The organism is Bacillus cereus group sp. BceL291 (assembly GCF_051776705.1).
In the GTDB taxonomy this organism is placed as follows: Bacteria; Bacillota; Bacilli; order Bacillales; family Bacillaceae_G; genus Bacillus_A; species Bacillus_A cereus.
The window spans coordinates 75,440-94,965 of the sequence record NZ_JBPWAP010000017.1; the positions used below are offsets into that span (position 1 = coordinate 75,440).

Here is a 19,526-nt window from a genome sequence, read left to right on the forward strand (position 1 = left end):
TGATTATTAGCCCTCACCAATCGGGCTTTTACGGGCAGTTAATCCCCACCTAACTTCTTTGCTTCCGCTGAATTTTTGGGTGGGGATCTTACTAGATAAAGTTTTTATATACAGGAGTTGAGACAGCATGAGCATGAAATTAGTCATTCTCGGCTTGCTACTCGAAGGAGATAAACATCCATATGAAGTGCAGCATATTATGAAAGAACGACAAATGGATTGTTACATTAAATATGCTAAAGGATCACTTTATTACGCCTTCGAGCAATTAGAAAAGCAAGGCGCAATTCATATTACAAATGTAATTAGAGACACAAATCGACCTGACAAAACGATTTTTCATATAACAGAAGAAGGCAAAAAACTATTCCACACTTTACTATTAAAACAATTCGAAGCCAAAAACCAAATATATAAACCTATTTATTCGGCATTATCTTTCGCTCACTTTAGCAATGATCACGAATTAGTTCCTATTTTAGAAAAAAAGAAAAACGATACTCTTCAATATTTACATACTATGCAAACGATATATGATTGTAATAAAGGAAAGGTTCCACGTGCACAACTATATATTTTGCAAAGTGTAATTGAGCATATTACAGTTGAATTACAATGGCTAAACACCCTCCTTAAAGATGCTATAGCAGGCCGACTTTCAGAAGTTGCTATAGATGAAAATTGAGCTATGAAAGAAGGCATCCCTACTTCTTTCATAGCTCAATTTCTCTTTTTATACTGTAATATTATTAGTTAATCCAGGATGAAAAGTCATAATAATAAGAAATAAAAACTTTTGAATTTTCTTATTTCAAAACAGTAGACAAAATTCCAAAAATTGTGTTAGAATTTGTTTCAATATCATATCGCTTGTTAAATTCCTTTCAAAAGGAAAATAGGTACACGAAAGTTTCGTTTCGTGTTTAAAAGGGAAGCTTGGTGAAACTCCAACACGGTCCCGCCACTGTAAATGCTGAGATTTCTTTTTGGTGCCACTGTGAAAACGGGAAGGTGAAAGAAATTATATGAAGCATAAGTCAGGAGACCTGCCTGTTTTAACAACACTGATAGATTCACGGATGATGATGAGGTGTTAAAACAAAAAGGAAGGCTTATTTTCTATGTCTTTGTACTTTTTGTTATAGGTATTTCCTAGTAAACGGAAATGCTTACTTTCAATTAGGGAGGAATTTAAAATGGCAATTCAAACAAGTAACTTAGGTTATCCACGTATCGGACTACAACGAGAGTGGAAAAAAACATTGGAAGCTTTTTGGTCCAATAAAATCGATGAAGAACAATTTTTAACAACAATGAAAGAAATTCGCCTTCAACACGTAAAAGTACAGCAAGAAAAAGGGATTGAACTCATTCCAATTGGCGACTTTACATATTATGATCACGTTTTGGATACTGCCTATATGCTAGGATTTATTCCATCACGTTTTTCTGAGTTTACATCTTACCTTGATGTATATTTCGCAATGGCGCGTGGCTCTAAAGATCACGTAGCTTCCGAAATGACAAAATGGTTTAACACAAACTATCACTATATCGTTCCTGAATATGAAGAGGGATTACAAATCTCTTTAAAAGATAATCGCCCACTTCGCTTATACGAAGAGGCAAAACAAGAATTAGGAGTAGATGGAAAGCCTGTTATTTTAGGACCATATACTTTCTTAAAATTAGCTAAAGGCTATACACAAGAACAATTTCCTAACATTTTAAAACAGTTAGTTGCACCTTACGTACAACTGCTTTCAGAACTACATGCAGCTGGGGCACAAGCCATTCAAGTTGATGAACCGATTTTCGCTTCTTTAACTAAAAAAGAAGTTCAACAAGCAAAAGAAATTTATGAAACTATTCGTAAAGAAGTTCCAAATGCGACTCTTCTTTTACAAACATATTTTGATAGCGTAGAAGAAAACTATGAAGAAATTATTACATTCCCGGTATCCGGTATTGGATTAGATTTCATTCATGGTAAAGAAGGTAATCTAAATGCTATTTCAAAATATGGATTCCCAGCTGATAAAACTTTAGCTGTCGGTTGTATAGATGGCCGTAACATTTGGAGAGCTGACCTTGATGAAGTTCTTGAGTTATTTACAACGTTACAAAAACAAGTCCAAACGAAAGATATCATCGTTCAGCCTTCTTGTAGCTTATTGCATACACCAATCGATAAAACAGAAGAAACTCACTTATCGACTGAGCTGTTTGATGCGTTAGCATTTGCAAATCAAAAATTAGAAGAGTTAGTTCTTATTCATTCCGCTCTCACTCAAGGTACAGAAAGCATTAGTAATGAGCTGGAAACATATCGAAACGTACATCATACAATTCGTTCATCTGCTGCACGTAACCGAGAAGATGTCAAAGCAGCACGAACAGCACTAAAAGAAGAAGATTTTTCACGTCCTCTTCCATTTGAAAAACGATACGAATTACAACAAGTTGCTCTAGAGTTACCGCTATTACCAACAACGACTATTGGTAGCTTCCCGCAAACAACTGAAGTTCGTCAAACGCGAAAAGAATGGCGTAACGGTGTTATTTCAAATGACCAATATGAACAATTTATTGAAAAAGAGACAGAAAAATGGATTCGTTACCAAGAAGAAATTGGGCTTGATGTACTTGTACATGGTGAATTTGAAAGAACTGACATGGTCGAATATTTTGGTGAGCGCCTTGCTGGTTTCTCATTCACTAAAAACGGTTGGGTACAATCATACGGTTCCCGCTGCGTAAAACCACCTGTTATTTATGGTGATGTAGCCTTTATTAACGGCATGACTATTAAGGAAACAGTTTATGCACAAAGCTTAACAGAGAAAGTTGTAAAAGGAATGTTAACCGGACCTGTTACAATTTTAAATTGGTCCTTCGTTCGAAATGATATTCCAAGAAAAGAAGTTTCGTATCAAATTGCACTAGCTCTTCGTCACGAAATTGAACTACTTGAATCTTCTGGAATTAGAGTAATCCAAGTCGATGAGCCCGCACTTCGTGAAGGAATGCCACTAAAAGAAAAAGATTGGGATGCTTATATTACATGGGCAGTACAATCCTTCCTTTTAGCAACTTCTTCTGTAGCAAATGAAACACAAATTCATACTCATATGTGTTACAGTAACTTCGAAGATATTGTTGACGCGATTCGCGCATTAGATGCAGATGTAATTTCTATCGAAACATCAAGAAGTCACGGAGAATTTATTGATACATTAAAACATACAACATATGAAAAAGGCATTGGCCTAGGTGTATATGATATTCATAGCCCACGTGTACCGAGTAAAGATGAAATGTATAAAATCGTAGAACAATCTTTAGAAGTATGTGATCCTAAATATTTCTGGATTAATCCCGATTGTGGTTTAAAAACGAGAAGAACAGAAGAAGTTATTCCAGCTTTAGAACATATGGTGCAAGCAGCGAAAGATGCTCGTTCCCTTTTAAAAACAAACGCATAACAAAAATGGGTTATCCTTTTCTCAGGATAACCCATTTTTTATTCTTTACTTTCAAAAAAGAATTCATATTGTATTTTATATAATTCATCATCCGTTGGCTCTTCAAGAGGAATTGCTTGTAATACAACTGTATACTCACCATTTGGAATAGGTATTTGAAATTTATTAGAAAGAATACTCGTTATAACGATACTTTCATTTTCAACTGTAAAAGGAACCGTAATCGTTCTAACTACTTCTTCTTTTTCAATATGTTTGCCTGGGGTCACTTTCACTTCACAAGTATAATCAGAAAGTGCTTCAAAAATAACAGTTCCATCTGCCTTAGCATAACCTCTTTCAAAATCTTCATCAGTCCAATCTACATAAGGCTGCTCACCGTCATAGTTCATCAACATTAATTGCGAATAAGAAATCGTTAACTCCATAGTTCCCCTTCTCCTTCATTATGAAATATACAACTACTACTTCACTTCAAATTTTACTCGCGTACCATCTGGGTATTTATCTAACTTATTCCCTACCCAAGAGCCTGCTCCACGGTTATCCGCCGGACTTATATATTCAATATGTGCTCCTTTTCCGCCTTCCTTGCACATCGCCATTGGCCATTCATCACGATCATACCCTTTTTTTGATGGATATGGTGCTAACGACAATTTCCTTCTATCTGCAGCACCACCACGATCGATTGTACAAACTTCTGAATGCCCTTCTTTTATAGCATCCGTAATATGTTTTCCTGTCTCTGGATAACGTTCTTTCGGAAATTCTAACACTTGATCATACGTATTCGTTTTCTTTACACTTGTTTCCTCTGGCACAAGTACTTCATAAACTGCTACTAAAATAGACAGAATTGCGATAATTGAAATGATAATACCTTTTAATTGCTTCATGTATACCTCCATGTTTCTACCAGTTTCTTTTCCTCCGTTATTATAACAAACTTCTCCTGTATATGTTTTCAGACATTATTTTAGTTATTCCTTGCCATTCCGCCAAAAATTTTCATTTTTTCACTAATGCTGTAGAAAACTAATAGCCTTCCGACATTCTTTTTCAAAGGAAGTCCTCATAAAAGATTGAAATGATATATACGATACTTTTTGGGGAGGAAATATGATGGAAGCTACCTATAAAACGAAAGATGTCACGAATAAAACAGGCATCCCAAAACATATAGTTCGCAAATATAGTCAGCTGTTAGAGGAACATGGTTATATGATTTCCAAAACAGCTGATGCTCGTATTTATAAACTTGATGATTTAAAACTATTGAAATCTATACACGAAAGAGCTGCTACATTACAAGAAGATATTTCAGAAACGATACCGATTATTTTAAAAGAAAAAGAGGCCCCACCTGTACCAGTTATACAAGATAAGCAAGAGATACAAACGAAAGAAAAAGAAGATGGGCGTAACTTTGAGGAGTTCATGTTAAAACTTGAAATGCTAGCTCAATTAAATGAAGCAATTATTCATCAAAATTCTACTCTAATTACACAAAATCGTTTAAAGGATGAGAAACTAGACGAATTGATGCAACAAGTTTATGTAAAAGAAGGCTCTCAAGAAAAAATGCTTCAAGAGTTAGTCGATCACGCCGCTCAAACAGATGCACTGCAAAAAGAAAAGATGGACTTATTAATGAATCATATGTATAAACGAGAATCCAAACAGGAAGAAAAAATGAATAAACTTGTTAGTCAAATTTATAACAAAGACAGTAACCGTGATGCACAGCTTATGCAAGTTATTCGAGAAATTCAAGAAACAAAAAGAATGGTTGCTGCCTCAAAAGAGCAAAGCTTCTTTCAATCATTTAAAAGTTTATTTAGCCGAGCAAAACAAGAAAAAACAAATGAATAAACAATATAAATTAAAAAGTTACCTTTCATCGGTAACTTTTATTCCTTATTTTGTACAGCTGGTAATATAATAATTGCTTCAGTGCCTTTTCCACTTTCACTCTTATATTCCAATGTACCATTATGCGCTTGTAAAATACTAAATGTTACCATAAGTCCTAATCCTGTCCCTTTTTCTTTTAAAGAATAATATGGTTGCCCAAGCCTTGCTAACTGTTCTTTCGTCATACCAACACCACTATCTTTAACTCTTATTATGATTGTTTCATCTTTTTGAATAGCTGTTACTTTTAAATATCCTTTATTTCCTTGAATTGCTTCAATACCATTTTTAACAACATTCATAATAGCTTGCTTCAATTTTGTCTTATCACCAATCGTATAAAGGCTTTCTGAAATTTCAACTTGTAAATATACACCTTGCATCGCTGCAAATGACGACATAAGAGTGGTCATTTCTATTAATTGGGCTGATAAACAAATGTGTTCTTTTTTCTCAATTTGCGGCCTTGCTAAATTTAAGTAATCTGAAATAATTTGTTCCGCCCGATCCAATTCAGCTAATACAAGACGCATATAATCCTTATTCTTCACATCTTCCGTACTTTCTAGCAATTGGATAAATCCACGAACAACAGTTAGTGGATTTCGAACTTCATGTGCCACACTTGCTGCTAACTCACTTACAATATTAAGCTTTTCTGATTTTTGCATCTCTGTACGTAGCAATGCATTTTCATTTAAATATTCAGTTAAATACACCTGAAATACCATTGTCATGACCATGATAAGCGAGGCAAATATAAATCCGCTATATATTTGCGAAATATACGGTGTAAATCCTGTTTCCAAAAGAACATTAATCATGCCTAATACTAAAAAAACAAGCACATAAAATGATGAAATCATAAATGCTAAAATTAATTTCTTATCCCTTGAAAAAAGAGACCATTTCTTTGATAAAAATAGCGGAACTATCAATAGAAATATTACTTCTAAAACTGGAAGAAAGCTCATTCCCTTTAGTAACCATTCATATGCAACAAAAATAACCGCTGGGATTAAACCAACAATCCCACCATATAAAAAACCACTGACAATTGGAATGGGGTGAAAGTTATACCCACACACATTGCCAAAACAAATAGAGTATGTCATGGAGAGAACGAGCGTAACGCTAGATAAAAACATAATAAAGTAACGATTTGGCTTCGGAGGCATTTCTTGATAGCGATTTAAACGAATCGCTTCATATAAAAATAGTGGCAAAATTATGATGGCAATTTGAATCAATAAATCACGGATAAGCTCCATAACCTCTCATCCCCTATATGTATTTTGATATGATTATATCATTTTATAGGTGTATTTGTTTTAAAATTTTGATTTTTCTTAACGTATTTGTTAATTCTTTGTTAACAACTCATAATAATTGTTACAGATTTTCGAAATGATTGTAAACCCTGTACCAAATTTCCTTCGTGCAGTATACAATGAATACGGATTACAAAGAAAATATAAAAATACTTTTTTAGACGGACAATTATAGCAAAATACAGCATATAATCCATACTATCTATGTTTACAAATAAGTGATCATTACTTTAGTAGGAGGAAGATAAATATGGCGGGTACTACGCTTGTTTTAAAAGAAGAAAATTTGGTTGTTCTAGAAAATGTTGAAAAATCAGTATATGAAGAGTTACAGCATAAAGCGGGAGATGAAAACTGCACATGTGCTGTAAACGAATCAGTCGTTCACCTTGGCAAGGTATCCTCTGTACTCTGGAATGAAGATGAAATAGATTGGGAATACGGATATTAAAAAGTCGCTTATAGCGGCTTTTTTTCTCTTTTCTCTCTCTTTCTAAATAACATATACAAAGCGTAATCATAGAAAATATGATAAAATGAACTTAATTTTCAAACGGAAGAAAGGGAGATACAATGGAACAATTCATTAACCCTAGAGTGAAGGACATCCAAATTTCTGGAATCCGTCAGTTCTCTAACATGATTCAAAACTATGATAATTTGATTTCTTTAACAATTGGACAACCCGATTTCCCTACACCTTCTCTCGTGAAAGAAGCGGCTAAACGGGCTATTACAGAAAACTATACAAGCTATACACATAACGCTGGTTTACTAGAATTACGTAAGGCAGCTTGTAACTTCGTAAAAGATAACTACGATTTACATTATTCACCTGAAAACGAAACCATCGTTACAATCGGTGCTAGCGAAGCAATTGATGTTGCATTCCGAACGATTTTAGAGCCAGGAACAGAAGTAATTTTACCTGCTCCTATTTATCCAGGCTACGAACCTATTATTCGATTATGCGGTGCAACGCCTATTTTTGTAGATGTTCGTGAAACTGGATTTCGTTTAACAGCTGAAGCGCTTAAAAATGCTATTACAGAAAAAACAAGATGTATCGTACTACCGTATCCTTCTAACCCAACCGGTGTAACTTTATCAACAGAAGAGCTAAAAGATATTGTAGATGTTTTAAAAGATAAAAATATTTTCGTCCTTTCAGATGAAATTTATAGCGAGCTTGTATATGAACAAAAGCATACATCTATCGCTCATTTCCCAGAAATGCGTGAAAAAACAATTGTCATTAACGGTTTATCTAAATCACATTCTATGACTGGCTGGCGTGTTGGACTTTTATTTGCACCAAGTTATTTAGCAGGACACATATTAAAAGTTCATCAATACAATGTAACGTGTGCTACTTCAATCGCTCAATACGCTGCAATTGAAGCATTAACAGCAGCTAAAGACGCACCAAAAATGATGCGCCACCAATATAAAAAACGCCGTGATTACGTATATAATAGACTCACTCAAATGGGATTAACAGTTGAAAAGCCAACAGGTGCATTTTACTTATTCCCATATGTTGGTCATTTGACATCTTCATCATTTGATTTTGCACTTGATCTTGTCAAAGAAGCGGGACTAGCTGTAGTTCCTGGAACAGCATTCTCTGAATACGGTGAAGGCTACCTTCGCTTGTCCTATGCGTATAGTATCGAAACTTTAAAAGAAGGCTGCAACCGATTAGAAGCCTTTCTAATGAAAAAAGCTAAGAGTTAAACTCTTAGCTTTTTTATGCATAATGATCACAAGTTTGACGTTTTAGTAATTTATGAGGAATAATGATACACTTTGCAGTGGATTCTGCATTCTCTACTTTATCAACTAAAGCTTTTGCTGCCTCATATCCTAGCTGATAAATATTCACATCAACTGTCGAAAGTGGAGGGCTCGCAATTTCTGATAATAAAGCATTATTAAAGCTTACAATAGAAACATCTTTCGGTACAACGAATCCTTTTTTAGAAAGAGCACTTAACACACCAAGTCCAATTAAGTCATCCGTTGCCATAATTGCCGTTGGCGGTTGCTGCAGTCCCATTAATTCCTCAACAGCTTGTTGACCACTTTCCCTCGAAAAATCAAAATGTAAAATATATTCTTTTGGTAATACAATGTCTGCTAATTTCAAGGCATCACTCATACCAGCTAAACGATCTCTCGTTACAAGTAAATCTGATCCACCACCAATGAACGCGATTTGCTTATGCCCTAATGAAATTAAATATTCTGCCACTTCTCTTGCAGCTGTATAATTGTCATTATCTACATATGTAATTTCATCTTTTCGATCATATGGTTTTCCTATTAAAACAAACGGGAAATTTTGTTCATGTAAATATTGAATAATCCGATCATTCTCCCTTGAATATAAAAGAATAATGCCACCAATTTGGCGTCCCTGTACCATCTTTACGACACCATTAAAAATTTCTTCTTCCGTTTCACCTGTCGACATGTAAAGCGCATAACCTTCTACGTGTGCAAATGAACTAATCCCTCTTATAACTTCTGGGAAAAATGGATTTTGAAAAGCTTTACTTGCAGAACTTGGCATAACAAGACCAAGTGTTTTCGTCGTTTGGTTCGCAAGATTTCTCGCATTTAAATTGGGATGATACCCTAATTCACTCATCACTTTCCTAACACGGCGCTTTGTCTTTTCACTTATACTTGGATTATCAGCAATTACACGAGAAACTGTTGATGGTGCAACATTCGCTTGCTTCGCCACATCTTTAATTGTAACTGTCATAAAAATCCCCCTCCTCTCATTTCTCTGCCATTTTTCATATATTTTATCTCGCACTCATTGCAAGTCATAAACTTTCATTTCTTATATCTTGCAAAACTAATCCTATTCTCCCTCTTCATGTATTGTAAGGGATATAGCTATTTTTTCCTATACTATAATATACTATTTATTTCACTTCTTTTCACATGTGATGTCAAATCTCTTTTCATCTCCCTATAAACTTATTTATAGGGAGATGAAAAGAAAAATGGGACGTAATGTCCCATTTTTCATCCTTTTGTACCTCCAGCTGTTAAACCAGAAATAAAGTATTTTTGTAGTGATAGGAATAAAATTGAAATTGGGATCGCAATTAACACAGAACCCGCTGCAAACGTTGTAAATTCATTACCGAATTTCTTCGCAACCATTTCATATAATCCAACTGCTAAAGTATAATTTTCTGGTGTTCGCAAAATAATACTCGCTAAAATGAAATCTGTAAATGGACCAATGAAAGTAAATAACGCTACAACCGCTACGATTGGCTTTGCAAGTGGCATAATGATTTGCCAAAAAATACGAAAATGTCCTGCTCCATCCATTCGAGCTGATTCATCCAGTTCTTTCGGAATCGTATCAAAATACCCTTTCATAAGCCATGTATTCATCGGAATAGCCCCGCCTACATAAATTAAAATTAATGCAAGGTGTGTATCAATTAATCCTGTTAATTGAGCTAATACGTATAAAGCAATTAACGCTGCAAAGTTTGGAATCATTTGCAGAATTAAAAATGTTAATAAACCATTTTTTCTTCCAACAAAACGATATCTCGAAAATGCATAAGCGGTAAAACTAATTGCTAACACTGAGAAAATCATCGTTAAAACACTTACTTTTAATGTGTTTTTATACCATAGTAAGTAATTACTATTCTCTAGATCTAATAACTTACGATAATGATCTAACGTTGCATTTTGTGGAATAATACTTGATCCAGATAAACTATCACCTGGATTAAACGATGAGCCAATAATCCATAATAACGGATAGAAAATGATGGCACACATTACGAAAATAACTAAATAACTTAATGAGAGACGTAACATCTTCTGTCTTTTAATATTCATTTACATCATATCCTCTTCTTGGAATGATTTTGTTCTCTTAAATTGCCATAACGCAACTGTAATAACAATTAACGATAATATCATTGTAAGAGCTGCTGCTTTTCCGTACTGCGCTGAAGTCATCGTTAACTTATAAATCCATGAAATTAAAATATCCGTTCCACCTGCGTCTTGTCCAGCTACAGCAGGACCTCCACCATTAAATAGATAGATGATACTAAAGTTATTAAAGTTAAACGTATATTGCGTAATTAATATTGGTGCTGTTGCATATAACACAAGTGGCAATGTAATTTTACGAAACTGTTGCCAAGCTGTCGCTCCATCTACTGTGGCCGCTTCATATAATTCTCCCGGAATCGATTGCAGTATACCTGTTGTCATCGCAAAGATAAACGGGAACCCAAGCCACGTTTGAATCATAATTAAAGCAATCTTCGCCCAAAATGGATCTGTCATCCAAGCAATCTTTTCAATTCCGAATAAAGCTAATACTTGATTGTTAATCGCTCCGAATGTTTCATTAAACATACCAGAGAAAACAAGAATAGATACGAATGCTGGAACCGCCCACGGTAAAATGAAGATTGTTCGAATAATCGCCTTTCCTTTAATACCAGGCTGATTTACGATAATCGCTAAGAAAATACCAAGTGCAACTTGTAATGTTGTTGCAACGAATGTCCAAATGACAGTCCAAGAGAATACACTTACAAATGTCTCTCTCCACATCGGTAAAGTGAAAATATCAATAAAGTTTTTAAAGCCCACCCAATCTACTAATTTAGCTGGAGGAGAATGATATAAATCATAGTTTGTAAATCCAATTAAAATTACGAAGATGATTGGAAATACGACCACAAAGATAAGTAGTAGAAAACCTGGTGAAACCATTAAATAAGGAAAACCTTGATCTAACAAATTACGATATTGCTCTTTTACAGAATTTAACGGTGTTCCGCTATCACGTTTCTTTCCATTTTGGTATGCATCATATAAGTTAAATGCATATATGCCTAGCCCAAAAGCGATAACGATAAGGGCCAAGATTCCTTCTACTAATAGAAAGACAGAATGGTCACGTGGAACTTCTGTACCAAGCGTTACAATACCCCATAATCCCATATTTAATAAATCAGCAAAGGCTACAATAAAAGAACCTGTTAATACTAGAAAAATAAGACCTTTTACAAATTGTTTATTATACATTTGGCCCACGCCTGGAATGATTGATAACATGGTTGCCATTTTCCTATGCTTTGAATGGTTTAACCCATTTGCTGGTTCCATAGATGTTTGCATGTTCCTTCCCCCTTTTTTCTTCCTACATGGAAGGGAGAGAATTCGTGCCTCTCATATTAGAGGCACGAATTTCACCTTATTTTTTCTTGTTATGATTTGCCTCAATATTACCTTTAATTTGTTTCACTGCACTATCAAGCGCCGCTTTTGGTGCCTCTTTATCTGTAACAACTAATTGAAGCGCATCTCCAGCTGGTTTCCAAACTTCTTGCATTTCTGGAATGTTTGGCATTGGAATTCCATTTTCAGATTGCGTTGCAACTGCTTTTGCAGCTTCGTTATCTTTAATAATTGGATCTTCCATTACTGATTTTACTGGAGGAATTTCTTTTGTTTTCTCAAATCGAATTTTTGCGTTTTCTTCATTTGTTACCCACTCAGTGAATTTTGTAGCTAAATCATTTTGTTTAGAGAAACTTGTTACATGCCATCCTTTAACCCCAACAAACGTTTTCATTGGTTGACCATTTGGTAATTTCGGCATTGGAGCAACGCCATAATCAATCCCGTTCTTTTCCATTGCTTGGAACGCCCATGGGCCATTCATGATAGAAGCTGCTTTTCCTTCATTGAATAGTCCATCAGCAGCAGGCCCACCTGATTCACCGATAATACCTTTTGGGAATAATTTTTCCTTGTACCATTTTTGAAGATATTCAGCACCTTGTACTGCTCCACTATTATTTAATCCAACATCACTTGCATTTGGCTTTCCATCTTTTTCACCAAATACATAACCGCCCATACCTGCCATGAATGCATTAGCAAAGTAGAAGTTATCTCCTAATGCTAAAAATCCGTACTTGCCATCTTTCGTAAATTCTTTTGAGAAGTTAAACAGCTCGTCCATCGTTTCTGGCGCTTTTGGCATTAGTTTTTTATTGTAAATAAAGACTGGTGTCTCAATTGCTTTTGGTAAACCATATAACTTTCCATTATATGTCTGTGCTTCTATTGATGAATTAGTAAATTTACTCTTTACAGCATCATCTGCTTTCACTTCAGAAAGTAAACCTTCTGTTACTGCATTTCCGATTTGATCGTGTGGCAATGTTACAACATCTGGTCCAGTCCCCGCTGGCCCATCAAGGCGTAACTTCTTCACTTGATCTGTCATTTGCATTTCAACAACTTTTACTTTTACTTTATATTTTTCCTCAAAGCTTTTCACTGCTGGTTCTAAACCAACACCTTTTTTATCATCTTCCCAAACAAGAAGATCATAGTCTTTTTTCGCTTTACTTTCCTCTTTTTCCCCTGAATCTTTCGGTCCACATGCAGATAACATACCAATAGATAATGCTGAAACCGTTAATAATGATAATGCTTTCTTCATCCCAAAAACCTCCCTAAATTGTCTATGTACCTCAGTAACTGAAAACGTTTGCATTTAATAGTTTAATTGAAGCGCAAACAATATCTCAATCTATGAAAACGTTTGCACTATTTGTCTATCATTATACATTCTTTTATTCATTTTGCAAATGTTAATTTAAAAATTATGTCATTATACTCTTTATACATTGACTTTATATAAAATGAATACTACTCTTATAAGCAATATTAAAGCTACGAGAAAGGCAATCGTTTGCAATACAGGCTTTATTATTACACTTAAGGGAATACTATGTATAGAGATATTGAAGGGGGATTTTCTATATGTTTAAAGAAGCCATTTATCATAGGCCGAAAGATAATTATGCATACGCTTATGATGAACAAACAATTCACATCCGAGTACGTACTAAGAGAGATGATATTCAAAGCGCCGATCTTATTTACGGTGATCCTTACGAATGGAAAGACGGGAAATGGATATCAGCAAGTACACCCATGAAAAAAACGGGTTCTACTGCATTATTTGATTATTGGTCCATTGCAATTGAACCAAAATTTAAGCGCTTACGTTATGGGTTTGAATTAAAATCTGAAACAGACACTCTTATTTATGCAGAGCGAGGATTCTTTTCTAGCATTCCAAATGATGATGTTGGTAACTTTTTCTGTTTTCCATTTATTCATGCAGATGATGTATTCAAAGCACCATCTTGGATTAAAGACACCATTTGGTATCAGATTTTCCCTGAGCGATTCGCTAATGGCGATAGTACGCTGAATCCAGAAAACACCCTTCCTTGGGGAAGTGCGAATCCAACTCCAACTAATTTTTTCGGCGGAGATTTTTCTGGTGTTATTCAAAACCTTGATTACCTTGTTAAGCTTGGCATTTCCGGAATATATTTCACACCTATTTTCAAAGCTCATTCAAACCATAAATATGACACAATTGACTATATGGAAATTGACCCACAATTTGGGACGAAAGAAACTTTTAAAGAGCTCGTTGAAGAATGTCATAAGCACGGTATAAAAGTAATGCTCGATGCTGTGTTTAATCATAGTGGATACTTTTTCGAGAAATTTCAAGACGTACTAGAGAATGGTGAGAAGTCCGCATATAAAGAGTGGTTCCACATTCATGAATTTCCGATTATAACCGAACCACTTCCAAATTATGATACTTTCGCCTTTACACCGTATATGCCTAAATTAAATACAGCTCATCCAGATGTAAAAGAATACTTACTTGAAGTAGGACGTTATTGGGTACGAGAATTCAATATAGATGGCTGGCGCCTTGATGTCGCCAATGAAGTCGATCACAACTTTTGGAGAGAATTCCGAACTGAAATAAAGACACTAAATCCTGAAGTATATATTTTGGGAGAAATTTGGCACGATGCCCTTCCGTGGCTACAAGGCGATCAATTTGATGCTGTCATGAGCTATCCTGTTACAAATGCTCTACTTTCTTACTTTGCTAACGATTCCATTAAAGCAAGTGAATTCATGAAGCAAATTACAGAATCTCTACATTCCTACTCTATGAATGTAAATGAAGCAGCATTTCATTTATTAGACAGCCATGATACTCCAAGAATTTTAACAACATGCAACGGAGATAAAAATAAGTTGAAATTGCTCTATGTATTCCATCTTTCTTTCATCGGCTCTCCTTGTATTTATTACGGGGATGAAATTGGTATGGATGGCGGCATGGACCCTGATTGCCGTAAATGTATGATTTGGGATACTAAAGAACAAGATCATGCATTATTTACCCATATACAAACATTGATTTTATTACGTAAACAACATAAAGCATTTGGAGGACATGGTACTTTTCAATTCATCGAAGCAAATGATGAACATAATTATATTTCTTATACGAAAACATATGAGGATGAAACTATCTTTTTCGTTTTAAACCCTACTAATAGTGAAGTTACAGTTTCACTCCCTCTTCATGTTACTGGTAAGAAAATAATTAACATTTATACAAACGAAGAATTTTCAGCGGAAGCAAGTGTATTACAAGTTACACTTCCTCCATATGGATTCTCCATATTAAAATGGTAATCCAAAAAAGCCTTATGCCAAGTTCGAAATGGCATAAGGCTTTTTCTTATTTCAATTTGAACACTATCGCTTCATACGGACGTAATGGAATGTTATCTATTGATCCGATTTCTACATCGTAATTGTGTATAAATAACTCTGATTCACTATAACTAATATCCTTAGGCATTTCAAATACACTTTCATCCGCAGTAAAGTTTGCAATGACAAGTAGTTTTTCATCTCCATATGTTCTTACATAAGCAAAAATAGAAGGGTCATTATCTAATATTAAATCATATGATCCATACACAACTATTTCATTATTTTTGCGTAGTTCAATTAATTTCTTATAGTAATAAAAAATTGAACCTTCATCTTGGATTGCTTGTTTCACATTAATCTCTTTATAGTTAGGATTTACAGTAATCCAAGGTTCACCTTTTGTAAATCCAGCGTGATTCTGATCATTCCACTGCATCGGAGTTCTAGCATTATCACGACCCTTTATATAAATAGATTCCATTACTTTTTCTATATCTTCACCATGGTCTATCACTTTTTCTTTATACATATTTAACGTTTCAATATCTCGATATTCATCAATTGATTGGAATCGAACGTTCGTCATTCCAATTTCCTCTCCTTGATAAATATATGGCGTTCCTTTCATCATATGAAGAACTGTCGCTAACATTTTTGCTGATTCAATGCGATACATTCCATCATTACCAAAACGAGATACAACGCGAGGCTGATCATGATTATTCCAATAAAGGCTATTCCATCCGGTATGCTCTAATGCTTTTTGCCACTTTGTTAAATTCTCTTTTAAAGTAAGAAGTGAGCATGGTTTTACATCCCACTTTCCACCTTCTCCTGAATCTAAATCCATATGTTCAAATTGGAATACCATTTGCAACTCTTTTCGTTCTTCTCCAGTATACAATTTCGCTTCTTCTGTCGTTACACCAGGCATTTCACCAACCGTCATAATATCATAATGCGATAATACTTCCTCATTCATTTCATGTAAATATTTATGAATGTTTGGACCGTTCATAAAATGCTTATGACCTGAAACATACCCCTCTTCTTCTGTTTCAACAGCTGGTAATCCCTCTTCTTTAGAAATAAAATTAATAACATCCATACGGAAGCCATCAATTCCTTTTTCTAACCAAAACTTCATCATTTCATAAACATCTTGTCTTACCTTTTCATTATCCCAATTTAAATCTGGCTGTTTTTTAGAAAACAGATGTAAATAATATTCATCCGTCATTTCATCATACTGCCATGCAGATCCACTAAAAGCAGCTCCCCAGTTGTTCGGTTCTTTCCCTTCTTTTCCAGGGCGCCATATATAGTAATCTCTATATTTATTATCTTTTGATTTACGTGATTCAATAAACCAATTATGTTCATCCGAAGTATGATTAACAACTAAGTCCATCATAAGTTTCATATTACGTTCATGCATTTCATGTAATAGCTCATCCCAATCTTCCATTGTTCCGAACTCGTTCATAATTTTACAATAATCGCTTATATCATAACCATTATCATCATTTGGAGATTCATAGACTGGTGATAACCAAATCACATCAATCCCTAACTCTTTTAAGTAATCTAGCTTTGAAATAATCCCTTGAAGATCTCCTATACCATCACCATTACTATCCATAAAGCTACGAGGATAAATTTGATATACTACACTTTCTTTCCACCATTGTTTTTCCATTATGCTACCCCATTTCATTCATCATTCATTTTTCTCTTTTTTAAGGCGCAAACGTTTTCATTAATGAATGATAACAGATTCTATCTCAATTTAAAATAGCGCTTACAATTTTTATTGTTCTTTTTCTAAGAAAACATATGAAAACCACTAATAAATCTCCAATAAATGAAAACGTTTTATTTTTTTATTTATTTTTTGAATCTATTCGTTTATAATGAACTCAAAGAAAACGTTTGCATAATTATTTCTAGGGGGAAATACCATGGCAGAACTTAAATTAGAAAACATTTATAAAATATATGATAATAACGTAACAGCTGTAACTGATTTTAATTTACACATTCAAGATAAAGAATTTATTGTATTTGTCGGTCCTTCTGGATGCGGAAAATCTACAACATTACGAATGGTAGCTGGACTTGAAGATATTTCAAAAGGCGAGTTTTCAATTGATGGTAAACTAATGAATGATGTTCCTCCAAAAGATCGAGATATCGCTATGGTATTCCAAAACTACGCTCTTTATCCACATATGAGTGTATATGATAATATGGCATTTGGATTAAAACTTCGAAAAATACCAAAAGATGAAATCGATCGTCGTGTGAAAGATGCAGCAAAAATTTTAGGACTTGAACAATATTTAGATAGAAAACCGAAAGCATTATCAGGTGGACAGCGCCAACGTGTTGCGTTAGGTAGAGCAATCGTTCGAGATGCAAAAGTTTTCTTAATGGATGAACCATTATCAAACTTAGATGCTAAACTCCGTGTTGCAATGCGCTCAGAAATTTCTAAGCTACATCATCGCCTTGGAACAACAACAATTTATGTAACACATGACCAAACAGAAGCAATGACTATGGCTTCGCGTCTTGTCGTTATGAAGGATGGAAAAATCCAACAAATTGGAACTCCAAAAGAAGTATACGAAACGCCAGAAAACATTTTCGTGGGTGGATTTATCGGCTCACCAGCGATGAATTTCTTCCGTGGTAAATTGACTGAAACCGATTTCGTTATAGACAATACTATAAAAATTAAAGTATCTGAAGGAAAAATGAAGATGCTACGTGAACAAGGCTATGTAAATAAGGAAATTGTTTTAGGTATTCGCCCAGAGGACATTCATGATGAACTACTATTTTTAGAAGCTTCGCAATCTACTGCCTTCACAACAAAAATTGAAGTCGCTGAATTATTAGGTGCTGAATCCATTTTATATATGAAACTTGGAAATCAAGATTTTGCAGCACGTGTAGATGCAAGACATACATTTTCACCTGGTGATCAAATTAAATTAGCATTTGATATGAATAAAGCACATTTCTTTGATAACCAAACTGAACAACGTATTCGCTAAAAAATTTATCTTTACTATACACATACAAAAAAACCGTCCACATATATTGAGGGCGGTTTTTATTATTATACTAGGGCTTCTACTGTATGAAATGATTGTCCTTTTGTACTAATAATACCGAAAATCGGTAAATCACTAAGCACCACTTCTTCTTGCTGTTTCATAAAAGATGACGTTAATTGTTTTATCTCTATCCAAACGTCATTAATACAAAGTACATTGGAATCGTTCTCTTGTTGGCGAGAAAAAATAGAATCTATTTTATATAAACCTGCATTTTGAAAAAGCATATCAATGCGACTGAATGCATTCAAAGTAATGCTAATAACGCGTTGCCAATCTCCTTGCTTTCCCATATCATAGGATACAAAAAGTGCCTCTCCGCCTAGATTCATAATTTCCTCCACTGTTGCTTGTCCACTCTCTTGATCAATGTCCGTCACAATAACTTTTGCGCCTTGTTTAGCCAACAAAAGAGCTGTATTACGTCCAATACCGATGCCACCGCCAGTTACGATAGCAACTTTTCCTGCAAGCTTCATTTTCATTACCCCTTCTATAAGTCTTACCGTCATTCAGTATACTCCTTTATAAGATTAATCTGCAAGCAAGAAAAATTGCTATTTTACTTGTAAACGTTTACTTTTTATCCTTCTTTTTTCTTATTATTACGCTGATCGAAAACTAAACCGATGAAAATTAAAATCCCCCAAAAGATTACACTACCTCCAGTCATTTTAATCTCCCCCTTATTATATAAAGTGAAATTTTAATCAGCCCCAATATGGCGGAATAAAGATATTATTTTTAATCATTATATCATTTTCTTAATTTTCAATCTATTATAAATAGAATTAACACATTTTAGCTTTTCCTTACTGTAAACATTCCCCATATACTTATAAAATCAAAAAGACCCTTTTATTGAACTGAACCCAAAAAATTAGACAAATATATTAAGCAGCTACTAAGGATTGAACTCTGTATTGCACAGGGGACAATCCTTTTAGTTTTGTTTTAATTCTTTTGTGATTGTAGTAATGAATATAAGTTTCTAGTTCTTGCTTAAATTGTTCCATACTTTCAAACTCTTTAAGATA

18 protein-coding genes and 1 riboswitch are annotated in these 19,526 nt (G+C 34.4%); of the genes, 7 read left to right on the forward strand and 11 right to left on the reverse strand.

The features are described from left to right. Window positions 1–127 precede the first annotated feature (127 nt). Both ACS2CR_RS13715 and metE read left to right on the forward strand, forming a co-directional pair. Window positions 128–685: a PadR family transcriptional regulator gene (locus tag ACS2CR_RS13715; RefSeq protein WP_000062063.1), complete on the forward strand. Its 558-nt coding sequence runs from the start codon at window positions 128–130 to the stop codon at window positions 683–685. Window positions 686–880: 195 nt separating this feature from the next. Further along, window positions 881–1,068, forward strand: a riboswitch (cobalamin riboswitch). A 128-nt stretch (window positions 1,069–1,196) separates the two neighbouring features. Next, window positions 1,197–3,485, forward strand: a complete 2,289-nt coding sequence (gene metE / locus ACS2CR_RS13720) for a 5-methyltetrahydropteroyltriglutamate--homocysteine S-methyltransferase (RefSeq protein ID WP_053512461.1) — start codon at window positions 1,197–1,199, stop codon at window positions 3,483–3,485. A 38-nt stretch (window positions 3,486–3,523) separates the two neighbouring features. On the opposite strand, the gene comJ is transcribed toward metE, so the two are convergent. Further along, window positions 3,524–3,913 (reverse strand): competence protein ComJ, encoded by a 390-nt coding sequence (comJ, locus tag ACS2CR_RS13725; protein WP_000424030.1) that lies wholly within the window; start codon window positions 3,911–3,913, stop codon window positions 3,524–3,526. A 36-nt stretch (window positions 3,914–3,949) separates the two neighbouring features. Further along, window positions 3,950–4,384 (reverse strand): DNA-entry nuclease, encoded by a 435-nt coding sequence (gene nucA, locus ACS2CR_RS13730; protein ID WP_000811494.1) that lies wholly within the window; start codon window positions 4,382–4,384, stop codon window positions 3,950–3,952. 226 nt (window positions 4,385–4,610) lie between these two features. Here nucA and ACS2CR_RS13735 point away from each other — a divergent pair, with 226 nt between their 5' ends. Continuing rightward, complete coding sequence (locus ACS2CR_RS13735) at window positions 4,611–5,360, forward strand: DUF3967 domain-containing protein (RefSeq protein WP_000388471.1); 750 nt, start codon at window positions 4,611–4,613, stop codon at window positions 5,358–5,360. Between the two features lie 38 nt (window positions 5,361–5,398). Here ACS2CR_RS13735 and kinB read toward each other — a convergent pair whose 3' ends face one another. Continuing rightward, a complete protein-coding gene (gene kinB / locus ACS2CR_RS13740) occupies window positions 5,399–6,673 on the reverse strand; it encodes a sporulation sensor histidine kinase KinB (RefSeq protein WP_153602497.1) in 1,275 nt (424 codons plus the stop codon). A 310-nt stretch (window positions 6,674–6,983) separates the two neighbouring features. On the opposite strand from kinB, the gene ACS2CR_RS13745 reads away from it, so the two are divergent. Both ACS2CR_RS13745 and ACS2CR_RS13750 read left to right on the forward strand, forming a co-directional pair. Further along, on the forward strand, window positions 6,984–7,184 hold the full coding sequence (locus ACS2CR_RS13745) for a hypothetical protein (protein WP_000929277.1): 201 nt from the start codon (window positions 6,984–6,986) through the stop codon (window positions 7,182–7,184). Between the two features lie 122 nt (window positions 7,185–7,306). Then, a complete protein-coding gene (locus ACS2CR_RS13750; RefSeq protein WP_053512462.1) occupies window positions 7,307–8,470 on the forward strand; it encodes an aminotransferase A in 1,164 nt (387 codons plus the stop codon). 13 nt (window positions 8,471–8,483) lie between these two features. Here the strand turns inward: ACS2CR_RS13750 and malR are convergent, their stop codons facing one another. The 4 genes from malR to ACS2CR_RS13770 form a co-directional block, all read right to left on the reverse strand. After that, a complete protein-coding gene (malR, locus tag ACS2CR_RS13755) occupies window positions 8,484–9,506 on the reverse strand; it encodes a maltose operon transcriptional repressor MalR (RefSeq protein WP_000219053.1) in 1,023 nt (340 codons plus the stop codon). A gap of 269 nt (window positions 9,507–9,775) precedes the next feature. Further along, complete coding sequence (malD, locus tag ACS2CR_RS13760; protein WP_001022608.1) at window positions 9,776–10,618, reverse strand: maltosaccharide ABC transporter permease MalD; 843 nt, start codon at window positions 10,616–10,618, stop codon at window positions 9,776–9,778. Next, on the reverse strand, window positions 10,619–11,920 hold the full coding sequence (gene malC / locus ACS2CR_RS13765) for a maltosaccharide ABC transporter permease MalC (RefSeq protein WP_001194996.1): 1,302 nt from the start codon (window positions 11,918–11,920) through the stop codon (window positions 10,619–10,621). 76 nt (window positions 11,921–11,996) lie between these two features. Further along, on the reverse strand, window positions 11,997–13,256 hold the full coding sequence (locus ACS2CR_RS13770) for an extracellular solute-binding protein (RefSeq protein ID WP_030027746.1): 1,260 nt from the start codon (window positions 13,254–13,256) through the stop codon (window positions 11,997–11,999). 323 nt (window positions 13,257–13,579) lie between these two features. Between ACS2CR_RS13770 and ACS2CR_RS13775 the strand changes: the two genes are divergently transcribed. Further along, window positions 13,580–15,340 (forward strand): alpha-glycosidase, encoded by a 1,761-nt coding sequence (locus ACS2CR_RS13775; RefSeq protein ID WP_000471776.1) that lies wholly within the window; start codon window positions 13,580–13,582, stop codon window positions 15,338–15,340. 46 nt (window positions 15,341–15,386) lie between these two features. Here the strand turns inward: ACS2CR_RS13775 and malL are convergent, their stop codons facing one another. Continuing rightward, window positions 15,387–17,063: an oligo-1,6-glucosidase gene (gene malL / locus ACS2CR_RS13780; protein ID WP_000415178.1), complete on the reverse strand. Its 1,677-nt coding sequence runs from the start codon at window positions 17,061–17,063 to the stop codon at window positions 15,387–15,389. A gap of 262 nt (window positions 17,064–17,325) precedes the next feature. Here malL and ACS2CR_RS13785 point away from each other — a divergent pair, with 262 nt between their 5' ends. Beyond that, window positions 17,326–18,426, forward strand: coding sequence for an ABC transporter ATP-binding protein (locus ACS2CR_RS13785; protein ID WP_000818931.1), 1,101 nt, complete (start codon window positions 17,326–17,328; stop codon window positions 18,424–18,426). A gap of 65 nt (window positions 18,427–18,491) precedes the next feature. Here ACS2CR_RS13785 and ACS2CR_RS13790 read toward each other — a convergent pair whose 3' ends face one another. From ACS2CR_RS13790 to ACS2CR_RS13800, 3 genes are all read right to left on the reverse strand, one after another. Continuing rightward, entirely contained in the window at window positions 18,492–19,001 is a 510-nt protein-coding gene (locus ACS2CR_RS13790; RefSeq protein WP_000218410.1) for an SDR family NAD(P)-dependent oxidoreductase, read from the reverse strand. 71 nt (window positions 19,002–19,072) lie between these two features. Further along, window positions 19,073–19,162, reverse strand: coding sequence for a hypothetical protein (locus ACS2CR_RS13795; protein ID WP_000145650.1), 90 nt, complete (start codon window positions 19,160–19,162; stop codon window positions 19,073–19,075). A gap of 220 nt (window positions 19,163–19,382) precedes the next feature. Beyond that, window positions 19,383–19,526 (reverse strand): IS3 family transposase (locus ACS2CR_RS13800; RefSeq protein ID WP_326254927.1); only part of this gene is annotated, 144 nt, incomplete at its 5' end.

Coding starts and splice junctions, on each gene's coding strand:
- ACS2CR_RS13715 (WP_000062063.1), top strand. CDS start 128: ATGAGCATGAAATTAGTCATTCTCGGCTTGCTACTCGAAGGAGATAAA.
- metE (WP_053512461.1), top strand. CDS start 1,197: ATGGCAATTCAAACAAGTAACTTAGGTTATCCACGTATCGGACTACAA.
- comJ (WP_000424030.1), bottom strand. CDS start 3,913: ATGGAGTTAACGATTTCTTATTCGCAATTAATGTTGATGAACTATGAC.
- nucA (WP_000811494.1), bottom strand. CDS start 4,384: ATGAAGCAATTAAAAGGTATTATCATTTCAATTATCGCAATTCTGTCT.
- ACS2CR_RS13735 (WP_000388471.1), top strand. CDS start 4,611: ATGGAAGCTACCTATAAAACGAAAGATGTCACGAATAAAACAGGCATC.
- kinB (WP_153602497.1), bottom strand. CDS start 6,673: ATGGAGCTTATCCGTGATTTATTGATTCAAATTGCCATCATAATTTTG.
- ACS2CR_RS13745 (WP_000929277.1), top strand. CDS start 6,984: ATGGCGGGTACTACGCTTGTTTTAAAAGAAGAAAATTTGGTTGTTCTA.
- ACS2CR_RS13750 (WP_053512462.1), top strand. CDS start 7,307: ATGGAACAATTCATTAACCCTAGAGTGAAGGACATCCAAATTTCTGGA.
- malR (WP_000219053.1), bottom strand. CDS start 9,506: ATGACAGTTACAATTAAAGATGTGGCGAAGCAAGCGAATGTTGCACCA.
- malD (WP_001022608.1), bottom strand. CDS start 10,618: ATGAATATTAAAAGACAGAAGATGTTACGTCTCTCATTAAGTTATTTA.
- malC (WP_001194996.1), bottom strand. CDS start 11,920: ATGCAAACATCTATGGAACCAGCAAATGGGTTAAACCATTCAAAGCAT.
- ACS2CR_RS13770 (WP_030027746.1), bottom strand. CDS start 13,256: ATGAAGAAAGCATTATCATTATTAACGGTTTCAGCATTATCTATTGGT.
- ACS2CR_RS13775 (WP_000471776.1), top strand. CDS start 13,580: ATGTTTAAAGAAGCCATTTATCATAGGCCGAAAGATAATTATGCATAC.
- malL (WP_000415178.1), bottom strand. CDS start 17,063: ATGGAAAAACAATGGTGGAAAGAAAGTGTAGTATATCAAATTTATCCT.
- ACS2CR_RS13785 (WP_000818931.1), top strand. CDS start 17,326: ATGGCAGAACTTAAATTAGAAAACATTTATAAAATATATGATAATAAC.
- ACS2CR_RS13790 (WP_000218410.1), bottom strand. CDS start 19,001: ATGACGGTAAGACTTATAGAAGGGGTAATGAAAATGAAGCTTGCAGGA.
- ACS2CR_RS13795 (WP_000145650.1), bottom strand. CDS start 19,162: ATGACTGGAGGTAGTGTAATCTTTTGGGGGATTTTAATTTTCATCGGT.